This window comes from Pseudoalteromonas sp. GW168-MNA-CIBAN-0100, from assembly GCF_040309225.1.
Classification (GTDB): domain Bacteria; phylum Pseudomonadota; class Gammaproteobacteria; order Enterobacterales; family Alteromonadaceae; genus Pseudoalteromonas; species Pseudoalteromonas arctica.
On record NZ_JBEOOL010000020.1, the window covers coordinates 22,738 to 44,009 of the forward strand.

Consider the following 21,272-nt stretch of genomic DNA (forward strand, 5'->3'; position numbering starts at 1 on the left):
TATGATGGCACTTATAATTGATAAAAAAATACTGCTACCCGTTAATACTCAATCGCTAATTTCGCGTACACATAGTTTGCTGCAAGACTACTTAGCAATTAGTAAATTTAAAGTGGTAGCTATGCTGGTGCTAACAGCTTGGGTTGGTTTAGCGCTGGCTCCCGATGTAGGGCGCGGTATGGTCGTACAGTTTATTAGCTTGTTAGGTATAGGGCTACTTTCTGCTGCTGCAGCGGTTATTAATCATGTGGTTGATAGCGAGATAGACTCAAAAATGGCGCGGACTCGTCATCGCCCTGTGGCTAAAGGGCGTTTAAGTAAAACACATGCGCTTAGTTTTGCAGCTGTTATTGGGGTTGCTGGTTTTATTATGCTGATGGTGTGGGCCAATACCTTAACCGCTATATTAACGTTATTTGCATTGGTAGGTTATGCATTTGTTTATACATCATTTTTAAAGCGTGCAACGCCGCAAAATATTGTTATAGGTGGGTTGGCTGGCGCAATGCCTCCATTATTAGGTTGGGTGTCAGAAACAAACCAAATGGCAGCAGCCCCTTGGTTACTCGTAATGATAATATTTACCTGGACCCCACCACACTTTTGGGCGCTGGCTATAGCGCGAAAAAGTGATTATGAACGCGCTAAAATCCCTATGTTACCAGTAACCCATGGTATCGATTTTTGTAAAACGTGCGTCGTTGCTTACTCTGTTTTACTCGCTGTTGTTTGCGTATTACCTTATTTAATCGGTATGTCTGGATTAATCTATTTGATAGGTGCATGTGTATTAAATGCCGTGTTTATATATAAGGCGGTCAATTTAAAAATTGCTGGAAATGATGAGACTGCAATGGACTTATTTCGTTTTTCGATTATTCATTTAATGGTACTCTTTGTAATCTTATTTATAGATAAATGGCTCCCTTTATGAAGCAGTTATGGCTTGGATTAATCGTTGTTTTAGTTTTGTTTTTATCGGCATGTTCAAACGAAAATAGTCCGCCAGATGTCGATGCATTAGTTTACGAAAATGCAAAGCCACTGTCTGATTTTACGCTAAACGATCAGCGCGGTGAATTAGTGACTAAGCAACAATTTGTAGGACAGTGGAATTTAGTATTTTTAGGCTACACAAGCTGCCCAGATATTTGTCCATTAACACTTGCTAAGTTAAATGCTGTTTATAAAAACTTACAAGCAGATTATCCGCTACAAGTTTGGTTTTTATCGGTTGATCCAAAACGCGATACACCAGCTAAACGAAAGCAATATATAGATTACTTTAACCCAGACTTTTTAGCTGTGTCGGGAGAGCATAAACACCTTTTTCCTGTTGTTCGAGAGCTTAGTTTAATTTACGCCATTAGCGATAGTAGTGAATCAGAATATGCTGTTGATCATAGTGCCTCGGTCGCTATGGTTGATCAAAATGGAGCCGTTAGAGCTATTTTTAAACCAGAATTTAAACAAGGTAGTGTGCCATTAATTAATGCGACGACTTTAACTGAAGAGTTTAAAAAAATAGCTGATTACTATAAAAACTAGTTTTTTACTTTTTACCAATTTTAAAGGAGCTTTAGGCTCCTTTTTTTGTATTTTAACGACAGGTTAAATTTAATTAAGCATTTTATGGCAATTTTAATAACTAGGGCTAAGCTTTTGTTATGAATTGAATTGACAGGGAATGCACTTACTAAATGCTAAAACTTCCGAGCGAACTTGCTATTACGCAAGTTGAAACACTACATCAAGACTTACTACACGAACTCAATAGCAACGATGATATCTGTCTTGATATTAACGATGTGATTTCTGCTGATACTGCCTCAATTCAACTTTTATGCGCCTTACAAAAACACCTACTTACTATACAGCACAAAATAATATGGGTAGGCAGTAGCGAGGCCTTAACGCATACAATTAATAAACTTGGCTTAAGCCAATACTTAACAACCGAAAGTAAAAGTTAGGGGTATATATGAAAAGAATTTTAGCGGTTGATGATTCAGCATCGATGCGTCAAATGGTGAGCTTTACATTAAAAACTGCCGGGTTTGATGTAACCGAAGCTAAGGATGGCAGTGAAGCTCTCGCTATTGCCAAGCAACAAGACTTTGATGCCGTGATCTCAGATGTAAACATGCCAATAATGGATGGAATTACATTAATACGAGAGCTGCGTACTTTACCTAGTTATAAATTTACACCACTACTGATGCTTACTACAGAGTCGGGCTTAGAAAAAAAGATAGAGGGTAAAGCTGCTGGTGCAACAGGTTGGATTGTAAAACCATTTAATCCCGATCAGCTACTAGCGGTAATTAAAAAAGTTATTCGCTAAGGAGCGCAGTGTGAGTATAGATTTAAGTCAATTTTTTGAAGTTTTCTTTGAAGAGAGTTTTGAAGGCCTAGATACCATGGAGGCTGAGTTATTAAACTTAGTGCCAGGTGAGGAAGATTTAGAAACTATCAACACTATTTTTAGAGCTGCTCACTCAATAAAAGGAGGCAGTGGCACTTTTGGTTTTAGCTCCGTTGCTGACTTTACTCATGTACTTGAAACACTACTGGATCAAATTCGCCAAGGTGAACGAGAGCTTAGTACCGAGCATGTCAATTTATTACTCAAAGCTGTGGATTGCTTGCGCGCTTTACTTGCTGCACTTCAAGGTGAGCAAGAGCCAGATTTAACCGAGGCAGATTCGTTAAAAGTACAATTTGAACATGTACTTGGAATGAAAAACGAAACACAAGGAAATAAACCTCAAAGCTGTGAAGAGCAAACAAGTAGTAACACCTATCAAATAGACTTTAAACCCCATCATCATTTATTTAAAACAGGAAACGAGCCACTGTACATGATCAGTGAGCTTGAAGAGCTAGGTGAGTTAGAAACCACAGTATTTTACGATGAAGTTCCAGAAATTACAGATTTGAGCAGTGATGAATGCTTTTTACATTGGCGCTTTTTTTTAGATACTAGCCATGATGAAAAAGCCATAAAAGAAGTATTTGAATGGGTAGAAGACGATGCCGACATAAAAATTGAATTATGCGGAGGCTTATTTGGCAATGATGAGCAAATACAACCTAATCAAGGTGAGATATCTAAAGCCGTTGAGCTTGAAACATCCGATTTAATAAAAGTAGCTGAGCTACCGAGTAAGCCAAAGCAACCCGCTGCTAATAAAGATAAAAAACCTGCAAGTACACCAGAGTCTACCTCCATTCGAGTTGGTATTGATAAAGTTGATTCGTTAATAAATATGGTTGGGGAACTTGTTATTACACAAGCTATGCTAAATCAACTCAGCGAACAAGAAATCACACCAGCCACAATTACTTTACTACAAGAAGGTCTAGCGCAACTTGCCCATAATACGCGTGATTTACAAGAAAATGTGATGCGCATTCGTATGCTCCCAATTAACTTTGTATTTAGTCGTTTTCCTCGATTAGTGCGAGATATAGCGCAAAAACTAAATAAGCAGGTTGAGCTAAAGTTGATTGGAGAGCAAACCGAGCTTGATAAAACAGTAATGGAAAAAATATCCGATCCTATGGTGCATTTAGTGAGGAACTCACTTGATCATGGATTAGAGACTGTTGAGCAAAGACTGGCGGCAGGTAAAGATCCCGTTGGCACAGTAACCTTAAATGCATTTCATCAGGGTGGAAACATTGTTATTGAAATAATGGATGATGGGCAGGGGTTAAATACAAAAAAAATAAAAGAAAAAGCCATCGCTAACGAATTAATCTCAGCTGATAACCATCTCAGTGACGATGAAATAAATGAGCTTATTTTTATGCCCGGCTTTTCGACAGTAGATGAGGTAAGTGACTTATCTGGTCGTGGAGTTGGGATGGATGTAGTTAAGCGAAATATTCAATCATTAAATGGCTCAGTAGAGGTAACCTCAGCGGCCGGTGTTGGTTCTACGTTTACTATTAGATTACCACTTACTCTCGCTATTTTAGATGGGCAATTAGTTAAGGTGGCTCAGCATACTTATATTATCCCGCTCATTTCTATTGTGGAATCTCTGCAAATTGATATTGCTAAAGTGAGTCGAGTGGGTAAAAGCCTTGATGTATTGAGGCTTCGGGACGAATACATTCCTATTTTAAGGCTCTACGATATTTTTAATCATAAAAATGCCATTGAATCACTCGATAAAACGCTGCTTGTTGTTGTAGAAACAGATAACCAAAAGGTGGGTTTATTAGTTGATGATTTACTGTCTCAACAACAGGTTGTTATTAAAAGTTTAGAGGCTAACTATCATAAAGTTGATGGTGTATCGGGAGCCACTATTTTAGGCGATGGGCGTGTATCGCTGATTGTGGACATTAGCGGCTTAATAAAGCTCTCAGGTTTAAAAAAACCAGGTAGCCAAGAATTAACGATTGAAACGCAAGCCACTTTGGAGGCGTTATGAGCTCAGAGCAAAGCCAGTTAAGTAACCAATTAAATCTTCAGCAACAGCAAGGTGTAAAACAGTTTTTAACTTTTATTATGGCTGATGAAGAATACGGCGTTGATATTTTAACAGTACAAGAAATTCGCAGTTGGGAAGAAATTACAGTACTGCCCAATGCGCCTAAATTTGTAAAAGGCGTTATTAATTTACGCGGAACAATAGTGCCAATTATTGATTTACGGTTGCGCTTTGGATTACCAAGTGTCGACTATGGGCCATTAACGGTGGTTATCGTTGTTAAAATAGAATTTGAACTAGGTAGTAAAATTATAGGTGTTGTTGTTGATGCCGTTTCTGATGTTTACAGTATTGCGGAGCAAGATGCGAAAGCGGTTCCTAGTTTATCTGAGTCGAATAATTGTGAATATGTAGCTGGGTTGGTGAATGTTGGTGAAAAAATGGTAGCGCTAATTGACCTGCAAAAAACAATGAATATTTAGCAAATAGAAACTAAATGAATAATAAACTTAAAGGTGGTGATGAGCATGGGATGGTTTAGTAATCCAAAGCAGTCAAAATCAAGTAATGATTTAATTGTAGACGCATTGAATAAATCATTAGCGGTGATTGAGTTTGAACCTAACGGAAAAATAATTACTGCAAATATGAATTTTCTAAACGCGATGGGCTATCGTCTTGAAGAGGTTCAAGGCCAGCATCACTCTATGTTTGTTGACCCAGATGAAGCTCAGGGCAACGATTATAAGAACTTTTGGCAACGCCTGCGTAATGGCGAGTTTATCTCAGATGAGTTTAAGCGTAATGCAAAAGGTGGAACTGAGGTATGGATCCAAGCAACTTATAACCCAATTGTTGATGAGCAAGGGCAAGTATTAAAAGTAGTTAAGTTTGCCACCGACGTGACCGAGCAAAAGTTAATAGCAGCAGAAGCTTCAGGGCAAATTAGTGCTATAAGTAAATCTCAAGCGGTTATCGAGTTTAATTTAGATGGCACTATTATTGATGCCAATGATAACTTTTTAAATGCACTTGGTTATCAACTTAGCGAGATCAAAGGTCAGCACCATAGGCTTTTTATTGAACCCGAACATGCAAATAGTATCGAATATAAAGAATTTTGGGCCAAACTAGGTCGTGGTGAATTTGATTCAGGGGAATATTTAAGAATAGGGAAGCAGGGTCAGGAGGTTTGGATTCAAGCATCTTATAACCCAATTTATGATATGAACGGCAAGCCGTTTAAAGTGATTAAATACGCATCTGATATTACTGAACAAAAAGAGCTTGAAAAAGCATCTCGCAAAGCAGCCGATTTAGCAAATGCGCTTAAAGTTTGCCAAGCGAACGTAATGATTGCTGATGAAGACCTTAATATAGTATTTGTGAACGATCGTGTTCAGAAAATGCTAAAAGTCCGCGAAAAAGAATTACAAACTGTATTACCAAGCTTTTCTGTTGATAATTTAATTGGCACATGTGTTGATGATTTTCATAAGCACCCTAATCATCAGCGCGATTTATTAAAAAATCTCGATAAGCCTCATAAAGCCGAATTACTTTTAGCGGGTGTCACTTTCACCTTGATTGCTTCACCTTGGATTAGCCAAGATGGAAAGCATTTAGGCACCATTGTTGAGTGGGAAGATAGGACCAATGAGGTTGCGCTTGAAAAAGAAATTGCTGAGCTGATTGGCGCTGCAGGTAATGGCGAATTAGATACAAGAGTCGCGGAAGAAGGCAAGGAAGGATTCTTTTTACGTTTGGCTCAAGGGCTAAATAGCTTAGTTAAAATAGTTGATGATGCAGTTGCTGACACGGGCAGTATGCTCGATGCGATGGCAAATGGTGATTTATCAAAACGAGTTGAAAAAGAATATAAAGGCTCATTTGATAAACTCAAACGCGATGCTAATGCTACGGCAGATAAGTTAACGGAAGTGATTAATCGTATTAATTCATCGGCAACGCTTGTAGCCAGTGGTGCAGAGGAAATCTCTCAAGGTAATGCTGATTTAAGCCAACGTACAGAAGAGCAAGCCTCGTCACTTGAAGAAACAGCGTCGAGCATGGAAGAGATGACTAGCACCGTTCGCCAAAATGCTGATAACGCAAAAGTGGCAAACGATTTAGCAGAAGAAACATGCGAAAAGGCGATTCAAGGTGGTGAGGTTGTAAATAGAGCAGTTACGAGCATGTCGGCAATTAATGAGTCGAGCAAGAAAATTGCAGATATTATTGGTGTCATTGACGAAATAGCATTTCAAACTAACTTATTAGCGCTTAATGCTGCAGTAGAGGCTGCAAGGGCTGGTGAACAAGGTCGAGGCTTTGCGGTTGTTGCAGGTGAAGTTCGTAATTTAGCACAGCGCTCTGCAGGCGCAGCGAAAGAAATTAAAGAGTTAATAAGAGATAGTGTAGGCAAAGTAGCTGATGGCTCTCAATTAGTTAATGAGTCGGGCGCTACACTTAAAGAGATTGTTGTGTCGGTGCAAAGAGTGACGCAAATGATTTCTGATATTACAGAGGCATCTGAAGAACAAAGTGCGGGTATTGAACAAGTTAATACCGCAATCTCACAAATGGACGAAATGACGCAACAAAATGCCGCCTTAGTAGAGCAAGCCTCTGCCGCTGGCGAGTCTATGGCTGAGCGAGCTAATGAGATGCGCCAACTACTCAACTTTTTCTCAATAGGTCAGCAAGAGATGGCGATGATTTCGCCGACTATGCGCACACCTAAATTATCTCATAAGTCGCAAAGCAGTTTTGTAAGTAATAAACCCAGAGGTGATAACTTTGTAGACTCTGCTGATGAATGGGAAGAATTTTAACAACCAATCTTCTTATATACCTCGCTGAATACATAATCACAGCGAGGTATTATTTGGCAGGCTAAATTGAGAGCGAACAATGAAAGAGTTTTTGTGTACCGACCGCGACTTTAAAGAAATTGCCAGTTTAGTTTATAGCGCATGTGGAATTGTATTAGGTGAGCATAAGCGAGAGATGGTTTATTCACGCTTAGCAAGACGTATTAGAGAGCGAAAACTAACTGACTTTAAAGCCTATTTAGAGTATTTAAATAGCCATAAAGATCAGGAGTTTGATGCCTTTATTAATGCAATAACAACTAACTTAACGTCTTTTTTTCGTGAAATACACCACTTTGAATTTATAAAATCTGAGCTTGTACCTGCTCTCTTAAAGGCAAATAAAAATAGTAAGCGAGTAAGAATCTGGTCTGCAGGTTGCTCAACAGGAGAAGAGCCCTACAGTTTGGCGATGACTTTAAATAATGCATTTCCGAGCAATTGGGATGTAAAAATACTAGCAACCGATTTAGATTCTAATGTATTGGCAAAAGCACAAAAGGGTATTTACACCGCAGCGAATGTTAACGGCTTAGATGACGTGCAACTTAAGCGTTGGTTTTTAAAAAGTAAAGACGGTGAAAACTATAAAGTTAAAGATAGACTAAAAGAGTCTATTTCATTCAAGCGTTTAAACTTATTGCAAGATTGGCCAATGAAAGGATCATTTGATCTTATTTTATGTCGTAATGTTGTTATTTACTTTGATAAAGAAACAAAAGATCAGCTTTTTAAACGTTACGCCAATATATTAAATGAACAAGGTTATTTGTTTTTAGGTCACTCAGAAAGTATGGGAAAAGAGCATACGCAATTTAAAAATTTAGGGAAAACTATGTACCAAAAGGGACAAAATGCACGCAGAGTTTAGGCCGGTATTACCTAACTTTGAACATATTAAACGATATTGGGACTCGGGCCGAGGTAGCGTTGTTGCTAAAGTGCTTCCGGGTGAGTTTTATGTTTCTAAAAATAATGAGCTGATCTCTACAGTTTTGGGTTCGTGTATTGCGGCTTGTGTTTACGATGAAGTACTAGGGATTGGGGGCATGAATCACTTTATGTTACCAATTCAAAAGGGAGTAGAACTTAAGAATGCGCATAGTTTAAGTTGTCGGTACGGTAATTGGGCTATGGAGTATCTTATAAACGAAGTTTTAAAAAATGGTGCGTCTCGCTGTAACCTAAAAGTAAAACTTTTTGGTGGGGGTAAAATTATTAGTGCGATGACTGATATAGGGCTGGGTAATATTAGTTTTGCAGCGGCGTATATTAAAGAAGAGGCATTAAATCTAGTTGCCCACGATATGGGTGGACCATGGCCACGAAAAATATTTTTTCATCCGAACACCGGTAAAGTTCATATGAAAAAACTTAAAAACCTACATAATAATACGATTGAAAAACGCGAAGTCCGTTACTTACAAAACCTTAAAAAGCAAGAAGTAGTAACTGATATAGAGCTGTTTTAGGAGTATGCATGATTAAAGTATTAATAATTGACGACTCCCCCTTAATTAGGCGTTTACTCACTGAAATATTACAGCAAGCTAAAGATATTACGGTAGTGGGGAGCGCTGAGGATCCCTACGAAGCTCGCGAAATGATAAAAAAGTTAAATCCTGATGTATTAACGCTCGACGTAGAAATGCCAAAAATGGATGGCATTAGTTTTTTAAAAAACTTAATGCGATTAAGACCAATGCCAGTAGTGATGATTTCAACACTGACCCAAAAAGGCTCTCCTATTACACTCGAGGCACTCGAATTAGGGGCTATTGATTTTATAGCTAAGCCTACTAACAACGTAGGAGAGCAATTGAGTCAATATGCATCACTTGTTCAACAAAAGGTGCGAATAGCTGCTGGAGCAAGAGTAAGAAGCTATAAAAAAACGGTCGTCACAAATGAGCCTATTAATACCCATTCTCAATTTTTACTTAATAAAGTAATTGCGATAGGTGCTTCAACGGGTGGTACTGAGGCTATCAAAGAAGTACTTATTAAAATGCCACAAAATTGCCCGCCCATTGTAATTACTCAGCATATTCCTCCTGTGTTTAGCGCCTCATTTGCAGAGCGAATGAATCGTACATGCACGATAAATGTGAAAGAGGCTGAACATGGCGATAAGCTTAGCACTGGCTGGGCTTATATAGCACCAGGTGGTTTTCATTTAAGTATTAAAAAGCGAGGTGTTAGCTTGTATTGCCAGCTTGATGATGGCGAGCCGGTCAACAGACATAAACCTGCGGTAGATGTGCTGTTTAACTCATTAGTTGAGACAGGAGCTAAAAACGTAGTTGCAGCCATACTAACAGGGATGGGGAGTGATGGCGCAAAAGGGTTACTTGCACTAAAACAAAACGGTGCGTATACCTTGGCTCAAGATGAGTACTCATCGGTGGTATGGGGTATGCCTAAGGCTGCCGCTGAGTTAAATGCAGCGGACGAGATAGTTGCGCTGGATAAAATAACCCAGCGACTATTACATCAGGCAGTTAAGGTTTAGGCGCTTCAATTACCCAAGGCTGCGAAAACCAAAAGTAATCACCAGGGCTTGAAATAGAAGGGGCCGTGCAATTAAAACGAGAACGCCCTTTATTAAGCACCTTTGGTGAGGTTATTTCGACTGTATTTTTATTTACCCATTTTAAATCTGCTTGGCCTACGCTTGATACGTAACAGGCAAATTGGCTTTTATGAAAATCACCCATTTTAAATTCAATTGTGAGCGTGGGTGGATTTTGTTGTGTAACGCTATCTTGATAAGTTAAATTGGTGATATTAAACGCGCGTGAGTTAAGCTTAGTAATAAGAGTTTCTAGTTTGCTGTAAAAGCCTGATGCAGGAAAACGCGGTAAGCGGCTAAAATTAGAGTCTTTATTTACAGCGCCGGAGTGCTGACCAATACCCACAAAACCAAGCTCTGTCACAAGTGCTTGCAGCTCGTTATTAAACTCACCATACGGGTATGCTAAGTATTTATAGTCGTGGCCTATTTCTTCTTTTATACGCTTTTGAGAGCTAAGAATATCTTGCTTAATACGTGATTGCCATTGTGCATCGGTTTCGTTTTCAAGCTTAAGGTGTAAGTAATCATGTTGTCCGCTATGATTGGCTATTAATGCCCCTTTTTTAGATAATTCTTTGAGCTTATCCCACCCCATTACGTAGCTCATGCCCTCGTCTATTAATTTAGGATTTACAAAGATAGTGTACGGGTAGCCAAACTTTTCTAAAATAGGCGCCGCTTGTTCATAGTTATTGTTATAACCATCATCAAAGGTGATGGCGACAGTTTTATCAGGTAAGGTTTCACCTTGCTGAAGTGCGCTTATTAAGTCATTAAGAGGAATAACGTTAAAGTTGTGCTCTTTTAAATAGCTCAAATGTTTAGTGAATGTATTGGCGCTAACGCTCGTTACAGCGGGTAGGGTTTCACTAACATGATGATACTGTAAAATAACGGCTGCTTGAGCCCGCACAGATACACTAATGAGGATAAATAATACTAAATGAAACAATTTCTTATACATAATAAGGCACACCATAAAAGCTTGCTGTTGTTAGCGGGTCCGATGATACTATCAAATATCACAGTGCCGTTGTTAGGAATTGTTGATACTGCTGTAATTGGGCACTTAGGAAGCGCTCATTACTTAGCGGGTATTGCCCTTGGCTCTGCAGTTATATCTATTTTATTTTGGCTTGCTGGTTTTTTAAGAATGAGTACCACGGGGCTTGTGGCACAAGCATACGGAAAAAACGATTTAACCCAACTTGCCGCTTTACTTAAACGAAGCCTATTGCTTGCAAGCGCAGTGGCTGTGCTATTAATTGTGTTATCCCCATTAATAAAGCACGCTATTGCTTACCTCTCCGCCGCCAATAGCGATGTACTTATCCAAGCGTATCAGTATTTTAGCATTCGTATTTTTAGTGCTCCAGCAGCATTGTGTAATTTAGTGTTACTGGGTTGGATGCTTGGTGTACATTATGGTCGAGGCCCATTTTATTTATTACTCGTCACTAATATCGTTAATATAGTACTCGATATTTATTTTGTTGTTTATTTAGATTGGGCAGTTGCAGGCGCTGCGTGGGCTTCACTTATTGCTGATTATACGGCTTTAGTATTTGCACTGTTTTTAGTGGTTAAACTAGCTAAAAAACAAGACATTGATCTAAATGTACCGAATTGGTTGAGTATTAGCAAAATGGCTGAATTATTGAGTTTGAATAGAGATATATTTATTCGCTCTTTAATACTGCAATTATGCTTTAGTTTTATGACGTTTTACGCAGCGCGTATAGGCGAAACCACATTAGCTGCTAATGCTGTTTTACTTAACTTTCTAATGTTGGTGAGTTTTGCTCTTGATGGCGTTGCTTACGCGTCTGAGGCAAAAGTAGGGCAAGCTAAAGGCCAAGGAAGCGTTAAAAATATAGAGCTTTGGGTTAAAATAAGTGTATTTTGGGGCATGCTTTTTGGCGTCTTATATAGCGCTTTTTTTGCATTATTTGGCCGCGGTATAATCAAGCTTTTAACCAATGTGCCAGAGGTTATTCAAGAGGCAACACACTATTTACCATGGCTAATAGTGTTGCCTATTTTGGCCATGAGTTGCTTTTTGTTTGATGGTGTTTTTGTAGGGCTTACGCGAGCAAAGAACATGCGTAACAGTATGATACTTTCAGCTGGAGTTGGCTTTTTTGGTGTGTTTTGGGTGTTTATAGACTGGCAAAATAATGGGTTATGGCTTGCTATGAGCTGTTTTATGTTAATGCGCGGGGTTACATTAATAATTAAATATCACCACTTAAAAATAAATAATCAGCTATTAGATTAAACTAAATAAATGGTTTATTTCCAGAGATCGGGGTCGTGGTGTTTAGGGCCCATATCTTTTAAAACTTGTGAAAAACGATTAGCAAAAATACCGCAGTAGCCCCAACCGGCAAAAAATAATGCGGGGAGTAAAATTATAACGCCAATTATTTGTAAGCTGTAGTGAGTGTAATACCCAATAGATATGAATATCACGGCTAGCACAAACAGTGCTAAGCCGTGAAAAAAGCGCTTTAAGCTCAGCTTAGGGTTGCTCCCTAAGCGATAAATAAGCTGCTTTAGCATTTAGAAGGCCTAATAGTAAGAGTGATCGCCCGCTTCATGCTCTGTTATATCAGCAACACCGGTGATTTCTTCAAACTTAGCTATCATTTCTTTTTCAATGCCTTCTTTTAGCGTTACATCGATCATAGAACAACCGTTACAACCACCACCAAACTGAAGTATAGCTATACCTGCAGCTGTAATTTCAACAAGGCTTACTTGACCACCGTGGTTAGCAAGTTGTGGATTTACTTCGGTTTCTAGCATGTGCTGTACACGCTCGTTTAACGATGCATCGTTACCTATTTTACGCGCCTTTGCATTTGGTGCTTTTAGCGTTAACTGAGTACCCATTTTGTCGGTAACAAAATCAATTTCAGCTTCTTCTAAAAATGGAGCACTTTCTGCATCTACAACGGCATCAAAACCGTTAAAGTTTAGGCGAATATCGCTCGCTTCTACAGCGTCTTCTGGACAATAAGACACACCACATTCCGCTTGTGATGAACCAGGGTTTACAACAAACACACGAATATTGGTTTGTTGTGATTGATCTGCTAATAGTTTAGCAAAATGCGCTTGCGCTGTTTCGGAAATAGAAATCATAAAACCATCTATACTTGACTAAATTACTCGGATACTGCGTATCATACTCCGCTCATCGTGTTGCGGCTAGTGTTGAGCGTAAAAAGTTGGCATCTATTTTAAGCAATGGTAGCGTGCAAACAACGAACATTTTTTGAGTGATTTATATGCGTTTGGTATTAACATTAATGGTGGTGTTGCTTAGCTTTTCAAGTGTAGCTAAGCCACTTTCGTATTATTTTGAACAAGATGTAAAATTTGACCCTTCAATTCCTACTCCTGAGCAAGTACTCGGTTACGAAGTAGGAGAGTGGCACGTGAGACACGATCAGCTCGTACGTTATATGGAAATACTTGCGCAAAAAAGTGACCGTATAAATTTTGAAGTGATTGGCCGCACGCATGAACAACGCCCGTTAGTAATGCTAACAATTACTGCTGCTGATAAGTTATCAAGCATAGAGCAGACACGCCAAGCTCACTTAGCACGCTTAAGTAATAACAGTAGTAAAGCACAAGACGACCCTGCCGTTGTATGGATGGGTTATAGCGTTCATGGTAATGAGTCATCAGGTAGTAACTCATCTTTGCTGGTGGCATATTACTTAGCTGCTGCACAAGGTACTGAAATAGATGAGCTATTAAATAACACGGTTATTTTACTCGATCCTTCACTTAACCCAGATGGCTTAGCGCGTTTTGCTAATTGGGCCAACAGTAATCGAGGCATGAATTTATCAAGTGACCCTAAAACCCGTGAACATGTTGAAAACTGGCCAAGTAGTCGTACCAATCATTACTGGTTTGATTTAAATCGTGACTGGTTATTACTACAGCATCCTGAATCGCGTGCGCGTATTGCTAAATTTCATCAGTGGAAACCAAATGTCTTAACCGATTTTCATGAAATGGGGCCTAATAGCAGTTACTTTTTTCAGCCAGGTATTCCAAGCCGTAAACACCCAATAACACCTGATGAAAATGTAACGTTAACTAAAGCGATTGCTAACTATCACGCAAAAACGTTAGATAAAAACAACGCACTTTATTTTACTGAAGAAAGCTTTGATGACTTCTATTACGGTAAAGGTTCAACCTATCCCGATGTAAATGGCGGCATAGGCATTTTATTTGAGCAAGCAAGTTCTCGTGGACATATTCAAGACACTATAAATGGACCTTTGAGCTTTCCTTTCACTATTAAAAATCAACTGTTAACGAGTTTATCTACCTTTAAGGCAGCAGTTGATAACCGCCAAGCATTACTTGATTACCAGGCTAAATTTTATAATCAGGCTACTGATTTAGCCAGCGATGAAAGCTTTGAAGGGTATGTTGTTGAAGGTGCAAGCGACAACACCCGTATTATGCACTTTTTAGAATTGTTAAAGCAGCACCAAATTAACGCTTACCCACTTACTAAATCATTAAAAGCAGATGGTAAGAATTTCAGTACACATAGCTATTTTGTACCATTAGCACAACCACAATATCGTTTGGTAAAAGCGATTTTTAGTGAGCAAAAAAACTTTGCCGATAATACTTTTTACGATGTATCTGGCTGGACATTAGCGCATGCGTTTAATTTGCCATTTTCTAAAGTTAAAAGTAGTTGGGGATTAAAAGTTGCTGATAAAGCATGGGAAAAAGTAGCAACCCCATCATTTTCTTCACTCACCGAAGGTTACGCATTTGGTTTTTCGTGGGATGATTATTTAGCACCTAAAATGTTAAATAGCTTATTACAGCAAGGTATAAAAGCACGTGTAGCGCTAAAAGCATTAACGGCTAAATCAACATCAGGAGAAATTAATTTTAAACCTGGAAGTATTATTATACCGGCTGGACTACAAACAAATACAGATTGGATTACCTTGCTAAATAAAGCACAAAATGAGTTTGGTATTGCAATCAAACCTATTACATCAGGCTTAACAAGCAAAGGAGCCGATTTAGGGTCGCGATCAATGGCGGTTGTTAGTGCTCCAAAAGTACTGCTTATTGGCGGGCAAGGCGCAAGCCAGTACGAAGTCGGCGAAGTGTGGTATTACCTAGATCGCTTTGTAGGTGTTGCACCAACAATTGTTGAAATGAACCGCTTTAGTTCACTCGAGTTAAGTGACTACAGTCATATTGTGCTTGCTCATGGCAATTACAATAGCTTATCTGATGCCGACAAAGTGGCTATTAAAAGCTGGGTAAGGAAAGGCGGCGTTATTTGGGGTCACAAAGGCGGCGCTAAATTTTTAGCTGATCAGCAATTACTCAAAGCAAGCTATCTATCACGACAAGATGTAGCAAGTGCATTTAAAACGACAGGTTTAAGTTATGGCGATAAAGATCATTTAGCAGGACGTCAACGCATTGCAGGTGCTATTTTTAATACTAATGTAGATTTAACTCATCCGCTTACATTTTCACTTAAGCGTAATACATTGCCCGTATTCAAAAACAGTACTTGGTTGCTAGAAGCTTCTGATGCTCCGTTCGTAAATGTACTTACCTACACTAAAAATCCATTATTGGCAGGCTTTACCGATGCCGTTAATGTTGAGCAAGTTGCTGGCGGCGCAGGATTAATTGCTCACTCATACGGACGAGGTACAGTGATAGGCATGACCGACGACCCTGTATTTAGAGGTTACTGGTATGGGACTAGTCGACTACTAAGCAACGCTTTATTTTTTGGTCATACGTTTCGTGCAAATGGCGAATAATACCAATTCGCTTAATTAAGTGATCTATTTTGAGGATGGAAAAACGTGTTGATAGCTAGGCAAAAAATTCGCTATTTAGTTGTTCTCGGCAATTGCTCCTGCATTGCTCTACCTTCTGCATCCATGCAGTCGTAAATGAGAATTTTTTAACACAGGCAGCGACACGTTTAGCCCCGCAAAATGATCAAGTATTATTGCGGATTGGTATAATAATTTTTAATAATTAAATAGGCGTTAAGCAAGTTGTAAAAGCCCACACTTGTTTAGCGCCTGCTTGTTTTAGTGCACTAGTAGCTGCGTTTAATGTTGCCCCTGTCGTCATCACATCATCAACAATAGCGACTGTCTTACCGCCCATATCCTCTGTACAAATAAAGGCATTTTTTAAGTTTTTAATACGCTTTGCTTTAGATAGCTCCGACTGGGCTTGTGTTTTTTTATTGCGAATAAGTACGTTACTCACTGATGCGTAATTAGCTAAACATGGTTGCCAAACTTGGCTTACCTGATTAAACCCGCGAGTAATGAATCGGCTTTTATGAAGAGGTAAAATAATAAAGGTATCTGGCAAAGTAGGGCTTTGCTCAAAAAACTGCGTTAATTGTTTTTGTATAACTTGCTGCAATGCCTTTTTATAATGAATTTGATTATTAAATTTTAGCCTTTTAAGCCAATGTTCAAAGGGAGGTTGATAAAAAGCACAGGCAAATAATTTATCAAACTCGCAATTAGGAAACATCTCAACAATATCGGGTCGATGCAGTAAATTCTCATGCTTACTAAAATCAAACAATGGTAAATCTTCAAGGCAATAATCACAAAGCCCTAAAGAGGTCGTAATCGTATTTTGACATTGCACGCAATAAGAGGGAAATAACCAATTTAAAATGGCTTGTTTCACTGACTCGCTCCTTGCATTGCAATCGCCTTTTTAAACGTTATGATGAGCCTAAGTTTGGTAAAGGTTAGGCAAATATGCAAAATGAGTTAGTGTTATTACATGGTTGGGGAATGAATCAGGGCGTATGGCAGTTAGTACAGCCAGAACTTGAGTTTTTATATTCAGGAAGTGTACGTAGCCTTGACCTACCTGGGTTTGGCAATAGCCATGTTTGCCCAAGCCCTTATACTTTGCATGATGCAGCAGAAACTTTAAGTAAGCAGTTAAAGCCGAAGACCATTTTAATGGGGTGGTCGTTAGGTGGATTATTTGCACTTTATATTGCTAAGCATTGGCCTGAAAAAGTATCAAAAGTTATTTTAATTGCATCGACTCCTTTTTTTGCGGAGGCAGATAATTGGCCCGGAATAAAAGCGAATGTATTGGCGCAGTTTAAAGAGCAGTTAGTTAATCATCGAGAAAAAACAATAGAGCGCTTCTTAGCTATTCAAGCGATGGGTAGCGAGTCGGCGCGTGATGATATAAAGCTGCTTAAACAATTACTAAATCAGTACAGCGCACCACAAAGCGACGCCCTGAGTGCTGGTTTAGATATTTTACAAAACGACGATTTACGTGATTTATTTGCTCATTGCCCAGTACCTATCAAAGGAGTATTTGGCCGACTTGATGCCTTAGTGCCTTATAAAGCAATTAGTGAAATGTCAGTACTAAATACTGAGTTTGAATACGAGGTGCTAGATAAAGCGTCGCACGCGCCATTTATTTCTCATAAAAGTGAGTTTTTATCTGTCGTTAAATCAATGCTTTAAAATAGAGCTAAGAATAGCGCTGTTTAAAGCTTTATTTTGAGCAGAACCTGAGCGATAATTAAACAATGTTTATTTGGTGGAGGTTTTAATATGCCAATCGGATCTGTATTTAATAGTGGTGTAGAAGGGTTTAATCGAGCTAGCCAAGGTATTGAAAAAGCCAGTGCTGAGATTAACCGTGCCAGTATAGAACAGCAAGATGACGCGCAATTAGCGCAGCAACGTCAGCTTACAGCAGCACGCCCTGAAGAAGCTATTACTGCACCTGTAGCACAGCCTGCTCGTGTTGATGAAGCGCTTGTTAACTTAAAAGTTGAAGAGTTTAATGCCAAGGCAAATACGCAATCAATTCAAACGGCCGATGATGTACTTGGCACGTTAATCGATATTAAAGTTTAGTATTATGAATATTGTCACGCCATTTCCGTCTATCAATATAAACACTGCAAATGTTTATACGGAAACTGCACGGCGTGACAACCAACTACGCGAAGTTATTCCTGCTCCCGCATCTAGTAGCGCAAGCAATACAGAAACCAAAGCGCAAAGTGATTCTGAAAAAGCAAAATTACCAGGCAGTAGCGATGCTGCGACGTATAACGCAACGGGAAAAATAGCAGACGAAAAGTCAGTTCAGCAGCGCGATGGAAACTCAGAAAACCCTGAGGGCTCTGAGGAAGAAAGTGAAACAATCGAGAAAAAAGAATCTGAGCAAGAAGAGCTGCAATTAGAACAAGAACAACAACAAATTACAGAGCTAAAAGCACGAGATACTGAAGTACGAATACACGAGCAAGCACACGCTTCTGTAGGTGGGCAACATGCTGGCTCGCCAAGCTATGAGTATCAACGTGGCCCAGATGGTACTAACTACGCAGTTGGCGGAGAAGTACAAATAGATGTATCAGAAATTCCGGGTGACCCGCAAGCGACTATAGACAAAATGCAAACGGTACGAGCTGCCGCATTAGCACCTGCAGAGCCTTCGGGAGCTGATCTCTCTATTGCTGCAGATGCTACGCAAAAGCTAGCAGCGGCTCAAGCTGAGCTTGCACAACCTGAAAAAGAAGACGACGAAGACGCAAAAAGTAAGCTTGAAGCTTCATTCTCTAGCGATGAAAGCGGCGATACTAAAACAGCTAAAAGTGATGAGAAAACACGTGATGCCGATGTTGAGGCACGGGCGGGGCGTATTGCTAACTTTTATCAAATGGCTACATCGCCAGCGAGCCAAGGTGGTTTTTCAGCGTTAAGTTAATATTTTAGCAAAACGTAACCACAAAAAAACCGCTTACGCGGTTTTTTTCGTTTTAGCTTAGCTGTACAACTATTATTTTTTCACTTTAGCATTAGCGAACGCATCGGCAAATGCATTACCCATTAACGCATTACCGTTGTCACGTTTAGGCTTTGCAGCGCGAGGTTGCGAATTATTAGCACGTGCTTGTGGCTTTTGCGTAGCTGGCGCTGCTGACTTATTACTTGTGTCAATGTCGTCATCTAAGCGCATAGTAAAGCTTATACGTTTACGTGCAGCATCTACTTCAACAACTTTAACCTTTACAATATCACCAGCTTTAACAACTTCACGCGGATCTGATATAAATTTATTCGTGATTGCTGAAATATGCACTAAACCATCTTGGTGAACACCTACATCAACAAACGCACCAAAATTAGCAACGTTTGAAACCACGCCCTCTAAAATCATACCTGGTTTTAGGTCACTAATTTTTTCAACACCGGCTTTAAACTCAGCTGTTTTAAATTCAGGGCGAGGATCTCGACCTGGTTTATCAAGCTCAGTAATAATGTCGGTAACGGTTGGTAAGCCAAACTTTTCGTCAGTGTAATCGTTAGCAGCAAGTTTAGTTAAAAAGTCGCTGTTACCAATTAGGTTACTGACATCTACGCTATTGCGTTCACAAATACGTTTAACAACAGGATAAGCTTCAGGGTGAACTGATGAGTTATCTAGAGGATCGCTACCATTGTTAATACGTAAAAAACCAGCCGCTTGTTCAAATGCTTTTGGCCCTAAACGCTCAACCTTTTTAAGCTCACTACGTTTAGTAAATGTGCCGTTAGCATCGCGATAATTAACGATATTTTGCGCTAATGTTTTGTTTAAACCAGATACGCGTGTAAGTAGCGGTACCGATGCCATGTTTAAATCTACGCCTACTGAGTTTACACAGTCTTCAACTACTGAAATAAGGCTTTGGCCTAATTGGCTTTGCGATACATCGTGTTGGTATTGGCCAACACCAATTGATTTTGGCTCAATTTTAACAAGTTCAGCAAGAGGGTCTTGAAGGCGGCGCGCAATAGAGACAGCCCCTCGTATAGAAACATCTAAATCTGGAAATTCATTAGCTGCAAATTCAGAAGCTGAGTAAACCGATGCACCCGCTTCGCTAACCATAATTTTACTAAGCTTAAGTTCGCTGTTTGCTTTCATAAGCTCAGCAACCAACTTATCTGATTCGCGTGATGCAGTACCGTTACCAATCGCAATTAGCTCAACTTTATGCTGACGACAAAGCTGCTCTAACGTACGCACTGATTTATCCCAATGATTTTGTGGAGCATGAGGGAAAATAGTTTGTGTAGCTAGTAATTTACCTGTGCTATCAACAACGGCAATCTTACAGCCAGTACGAAGGCCTGGATCAAGACCTAAAGTAGTACGAGGGCCTGCAGGTGCTGCCATTAATAAATCTTTTAAGTTTTTAGCAAATACGTCGATTGCACCAGCTTCTGCTTTTTCGCGCATTGCCGCAAAAAATTCATTCTCTAGGTGTAATCCTAACTTAATTTTCCACGCCCATTGCACAACGTTTAATAACCAAGGACTTGCCGCTTTATATTTAATATCTAAACGGTAATGGTCAGCAATCATGTTGGCACATAGTTGCGCTGAATTTTCAGCGCTAGGCTCTGGATTAACATTTAACTGAAGTACACCTTCATTTCGGGCTCTAAGCATAGCAAGCGCACGGTGAGAAGGTACTTTTTTGAGAAGTTCTTGATGCTCGAAGTAGTCACGGTATTTTGCACCTGCTTGCTCTTGGCCTTTAATTACAGTGCTTTCAATTGCGCCGTTTTGGCTTATGTGGCTTCTAAATTTAGCAAGTAATTTTGCGTCTTCAGCAAAGCGCTCCATCAAGATAAATTTAGCGCCTTCGAGTACCGCTTTTGTATCTGCGAAACCTTTTTCAGCATTTACAAACTGCTCTGCTTGTTGCTCTGGGTCAAGGTTAGCATCTTTAAATAGTGCATCTGCAAGTGGCTCTAAACCTGCTTCAATTGCTATTTGGCCTTTAGTACGGCGCTTAGCTTTATAAGGTAGGTATAAATCTTCAAGTTCAGTTTTACTTTGTGCATTAGTTATATCGGCACTTAGCTCTGGCGTTAATTTATTTTGCGATTCGATGGTCGATAAAATAAAACTACGGCGCTCTTCTAGTTCACGTAAATACGATAAACGCTGCTCTAAAAGGCGTAATTGGGTGTCGTCTAGGCCGCCGGTAACTTCTTTTCTGTAGCGGGCAATAAAAGGAACAGTTGCGCCTTCATCAAGTAATTTTGTAGCTGCAACAACCTGTTGCTGCTGTGCGTTTAACTCACCGGCTAAACGTGCAGAGATATCGCTCATGCAAAAACCTTTTTATACAATAAAATAAGACCAGAAGCGTGTTACTGGCGCCGTTAATTGCTTGAATAATATCACAGGAGGTAGTAATAAAAAGCTCTTAAAGCAAGCTATTTCACTTGCTTTAAGATGGTTGGGAGGGGAGTAAATCAATTCAACTAAAAGAGC

20 protein-coding genes are annotated in these 21,272 nt (G+C 39.5%); 15 read left to right on the forward strand and 5 right to left on the reverse strand.

Annotated elements, in window-relative coordinates:
• The first annotated feature begins 4 nt into the window (after nt 1-4).
• From cyoE to AAEY62_RS13185, 10 genes are all read left to right on the forward strand, one after another.
• Nucleotides 5-934, forward strand: coding sequence for a heme o synthase (gene cyoE, locus AAEY62_RS13140; RefSeq protein WP_002959598.1), 930 nt, complete (start codon nt 5-7; stop codon nt 932-934).
• Nucleotides 931-1,548 (forward strand): SCO family protein, encoded by a 618-nt coding sequence (locus AAEY62_RS13145; protein ID WP_350635078.1) that lies wholly within the window; start codon nt 931-933, stop codon nt 1,546-1,548. Before cyoE ends, AAEY62_RS13145 begins: the two co-directional genes overlap by 4 nt.
• 152 nt (nt 1,549-1,700) lie before the next feature.
• Nucleotides 1,701-1,973 (forward strand): STAS domain-containing protein, encoded by a 273-nt coding sequence (locus AAEY62_RS13150; RefSeq protein ID WP_002959595.1) that lies wholly within the window; start codon nt 1,701-1,703, stop codon nt 1,971-1,973.
• Nucleotides 1,974-1,981: 8 nt separating this feature from the next.
• A complete protein-coding gene (locus AAEY62_RS13155) occupies nt 1,982-2,344 on the forward strand; it encodes a response regulator (protein ID WP_007584956.1) in 363 nt (120 codons plus the stop codon).
• A gap of 10 nt (nt 2,345-2,354) precedes the next feature.
• Nucleotides 2,355-4,445, forward strand: coding sequence for a chemotaxis protein CheA (locus AAEY62_RS13160; protein WP_024591686.1), 2,091 nt, complete (start codon nt 2,355-2,357; stop codon nt 4,443-4,445).
• Nucleotides 4,442-4,927: a chemotaxis protein CheW gene (locus AAEY62_RS13165; RefSeq protein WP_350635080.1), complete on the forward strand. Its 486-nt coding sequence runs from the start codon at nt 4,442-4,444 to the stop codon at nt 4,925-4,927. The genes AAEY62_RS13160 and AAEY62_RS13165 overlap by 4 nt, the downstream gene beginning before the upstream one ends.
• Before the next feature lie 45 nt (nt 4,928-4,972).
• Nucleotides 4,973-7,279: a methyl-accepting chemotaxis protein gene (locus AAEY62_RS13170; RefSeq protein ID WP_350635082.1), complete on the forward strand. Its 2,307-nt coding sequence runs from the start codon at nt 4,973-4,975 to the stop codon at nt 7,277-7,279.
• 79 nt (nt 7,280-7,358) lie between these two features.
• The gene (locus AAEY62_RS13175; protein ID WP_024591684.1) at nt 7,359-8,189 is read left to right on the forward strand and encodes a CheR family methyltransferase; all 831 of its coding nucleotides are present in this window, start codon (nt 7,359-7,361) and stop codon (nt 8,187-8,189) included.
• Nucleotides 8,173-8,790, forward strand: coding sequence for a chemoreceptor glutamine deamidase CheD (gene cheD / locus AAEY62_RS13180; RefSeq protein ID WP_039489124.1), 618 nt, complete (start codon nt 8,173-8,175; stop codon nt 8,788-8,790). The genes AAEY62_RS13175 and cheD overlap by 17 nt, the downstream gene beginning before the upstream one ends.
• Nucleotides 8,791-8,798: 8 nt before the next feature.
• A complete protein-coding gene (locus tag AAEY62_RS13185) occupies nt 8,799-9,830 on the forward strand; it encodes a protein-glutamate methylesterase/protein-glutamine glutaminase (RefSeq protein WP_101216093.1) in 1,032 nt (343 codons plus the stop codon).
• Here the strand turns inward: AAEY62_RS13185 and AAEY62_RS13190 are convergent.
• Entirely contained in the window at nt 9,820-10,857 is a 1,038-nt protein-coding gene (locus tag AAEY62_RS13190; protein ID WP_101216103.1) for a polysaccharide deacetylase family protein, read from the reverse strand. The genes AAEY62_RS13185 and AAEY62_RS13190 overlap by 11 nt on opposite strands.
• Before the next feature lie 42 nt (nt 10,858-10,899).
• Here AAEY62_RS13190 and AAEY62_RS13195 point away from each other — a divergent pair, with 42 nt between their 5' ends.
• A complete protein-coding gene (locus AAEY62_RS13195) occupies nt 10,900-12,171 on the forward strand; it encodes an MATE family efflux transporter (protein WP_101163201.1) in 1,272 nt (423 codons plus the stop codon).
• Nucleotides 12,172-12,185: 14 nt separating this feature from the next.
• Here the strand turns inward: AAEY62_RS13195 and AAEY62_RS13200 are convergent, their stop codons facing one another.
• On the reverse strand, nt 12,186-12,455 hold the full coding sequence (locus tag AAEY62_RS13200) for a hypothetical protein (protein WP_101163191.1): 270 nt from the start codon (nt 12,453-12,455) through the stop codon (nt 12,186-12,188).
• 9 nt (nt 12,456-12,464) lie between these two features.
• Nucleotides 12,465-13,040, reverse strand: coding sequence for a Fe-S biogenesis protein NfuA (nfuA, locus tag AAEY62_RS13205; RefSeq protein ID WP_007584966.1), 576 nt, complete (start codon nt 13,038-13,040; stop codon nt 12,465-12,467).
• Nucleotides 13,041-13,186: 146 nt separating this feature from the next.
• Here nfuA and AAEY62_RS13210 point away from each other — a divergent pair, with 146 nt between their 5' ends.
• Nucleotides 13,187-15,736: a M14 family zinc carboxypeptidase gene (locus tag AAEY62_RS13210; protein ID WP_350635085.1), complete on the forward strand. Its 2,550-nt coding sequence runs from the start codon at nt 13,187-13,189 to the stop codon at nt 15,734-15,736.
• 223 nt (nt 15,737-15,959) lie between these two features.
• Here AAEY62_RS13210 and AAEY62_RS13215 read toward each other — a convergent pair whose 3' ends face one another.
• A complete protein-coding gene (locus AAEY62_RS13215) occupies nt 15,960-16,637 on the reverse strand; it encodes a ComF family protein (RefSeq protein WP_350635087.1) in 678 nt (225 codons plus the stop codon).
• 74 nt (nt 16,638-16,711) lie between these two features.
• Between AAEY62_RS13215 and bioH the strand changes: the two genes are divergently transcribed.
• From bioH to AAEY62_RS13230, 3 genes are all read left to right on the forward strand, one after another.
• Entirely contained in the window at nt 16,712-17,449 is a 738-nt protein-coding gene (bioH, locus tag AAEY62_RS13220; RefSeq protein WP_010554945.1) for a pimeloyl-ACP methyl ester esterase BioH, read from the forward strand.
• 90 nt (nt 17,450-17,539) lie between these two features.
• Nucleotides 17,540-17,848, forward strand: a complete 309-nt coding sequence (locus tag AAEY62_RS13225) for a hypothetical protein (RefSeq protein ID WP_007584971.1) — start codon at nt 17,540-17,542, stop codon at nt 17,846-17,848.
• Nucleotides 17,849-17,852: 4 nt separating this feature from the next.
• Entirely contained in the window at nt 17,853-18,707 is an 855-nt protein-coding gene (locus tag AAEY62_RS13230) for a putative metalloprotease CJM1_0395 family protein (protein WP_350635089.1), read from the forward strand.
• 72 nt (nt 18,708-18,779) lie between these two features.
• On the opposite strand, the gene AAEY62_RS13235 is transcribed toward AAEY62_RS13230, so the two are convergent.
• Nucleotides 18,780-21,107, reverse strand: coding sequence for a Tex family protein (locus tag AAEY62_RS13235; RefSeq protein WP_024594285.1), 2,328 nt, complete (start codon nt 21,105-21,107; stop codon nt 18,780-18,782).
• Nucleotides 21,108-21,272 lie beyond the last annotated feature (165 nt).

Coding starts and splice junctions, on each gene's coding strand:
- AAEY62_RS13210 (WP_350635085.1), top strand. CDS start 13,187: ATGCGTTTGGTATTAACATTAATGGTGGTGTTGCTTAGCTTTTCAAGT.
- AAEY62_RS13235 (WP_024594285.1), bottom strand. CDS start 21,107: ATGAGCGATATCTCTGCACGTTTAGCCGGTGAGTTAAACGCACAGCAG.
- AAEY62_RS13170 (WP_350635082.1), top strand. CDS start 4,973: ATGGGATGGTTTAGTAATCCAAAGCAGTCAAAATCAAGTAATGATTTA.
- bioH (WP_010554945.1), top strand. CDS start 16,712: ATGCAAAATGAGTTAGTGTTATTACATGGTTGGGGAATGAATCAGGGC.
- cyoE (WP_002959598.1), top strand. CDS start 5: ATGGCACTTATAATTGATAAAAAAATACTGCTACCCGTTAATACTCAA.
- nfuA (WP_007584966.1), bottom strand. CDS start 13,040: ATGATTTCTATTTCCGAAACAGCGCAAGCGCATTTTGCTAAACTATTA.
- AAEY62_RS13200 (WP_101163191.1), bottom strand. CDS start 12,455: ATGCTAAAGCAGCTTATTTATCGCTTAGGGAGCAACCCTAAGCTGAGC.
- AAEY62_RS13230 (WP_350635089.1), top strand. CDS start 17,853: ATGAATATTGTCACGCCATTTCCGTCTATCAATATAAACACTGCAAAT.
- AAEY62_RS13155 (WP_007584956.1), top strand. CDS start 1,982: ATGAAAAGAATTTTAGCGGTTGATGATTCAGCATCGATGCGTCAAATG.
- AAEY62_RS13175 (WP_024591684.1), top strand. CDS start 7,359: ATGAAAGAGTTTTTGTGTACCGACCGCGACTTTAAAGAAATTGCCAGT.
- AAEY62_RS13150 (WP_002959595.1), top strand. CDS start 1,701: ATGCTAAAACTTCCGAGCGAACTTGCTATTACGCAAGTTGAAACACTA.
- AAEY62_RS13195 (WP_101163201.1), top strand. CDS start 10,900: ATGATACTATCAAATATCACAGTGCCGTTGTTAGGAATTGTTGATACT.
- AAEY62_RS13185 (WP_101216093.1), top strand. CDS start 8,799: ATGATTAAAGTATTAATAATTGACGACTCCCCCTTAATTAGGCGTTTA.
- AAEY62_RS13190 (WP_101216103.1), bottom strand. CDS start 10,857: ATGTATAAGAAATTGTTTCATTTAGTATTATTTATCCTCATTAGTGTA.
- AAEY62_RS13225 (WP_007584971.1), top strand. CDS start 17,540: ATGCCAATCGGATCTGTATTTAATAGTGGTGTAGAAGGGTTTAATCGA.
- AAEY62_RS13145 (WP_350635078.1), top strand. CDS start 931: ATGAAGCAGTTATGGCTTGGATTAATCGTTGTTTTAGTTTTGTTTTTA.
- AAEY62_RS13165 (WP_350635080.1), top strand. CDS start 4,442: ATGAGCTCAGAGCAAAGCCAGTTAAGTAACCAATTAAATCTTCAGCAA.
- cheD (WP_039489124.1), top strand. CDS start 8,173: ATGCACGCAGAGTTTAGGCCGGTATTACCTAACTTTGAACATATTAAA.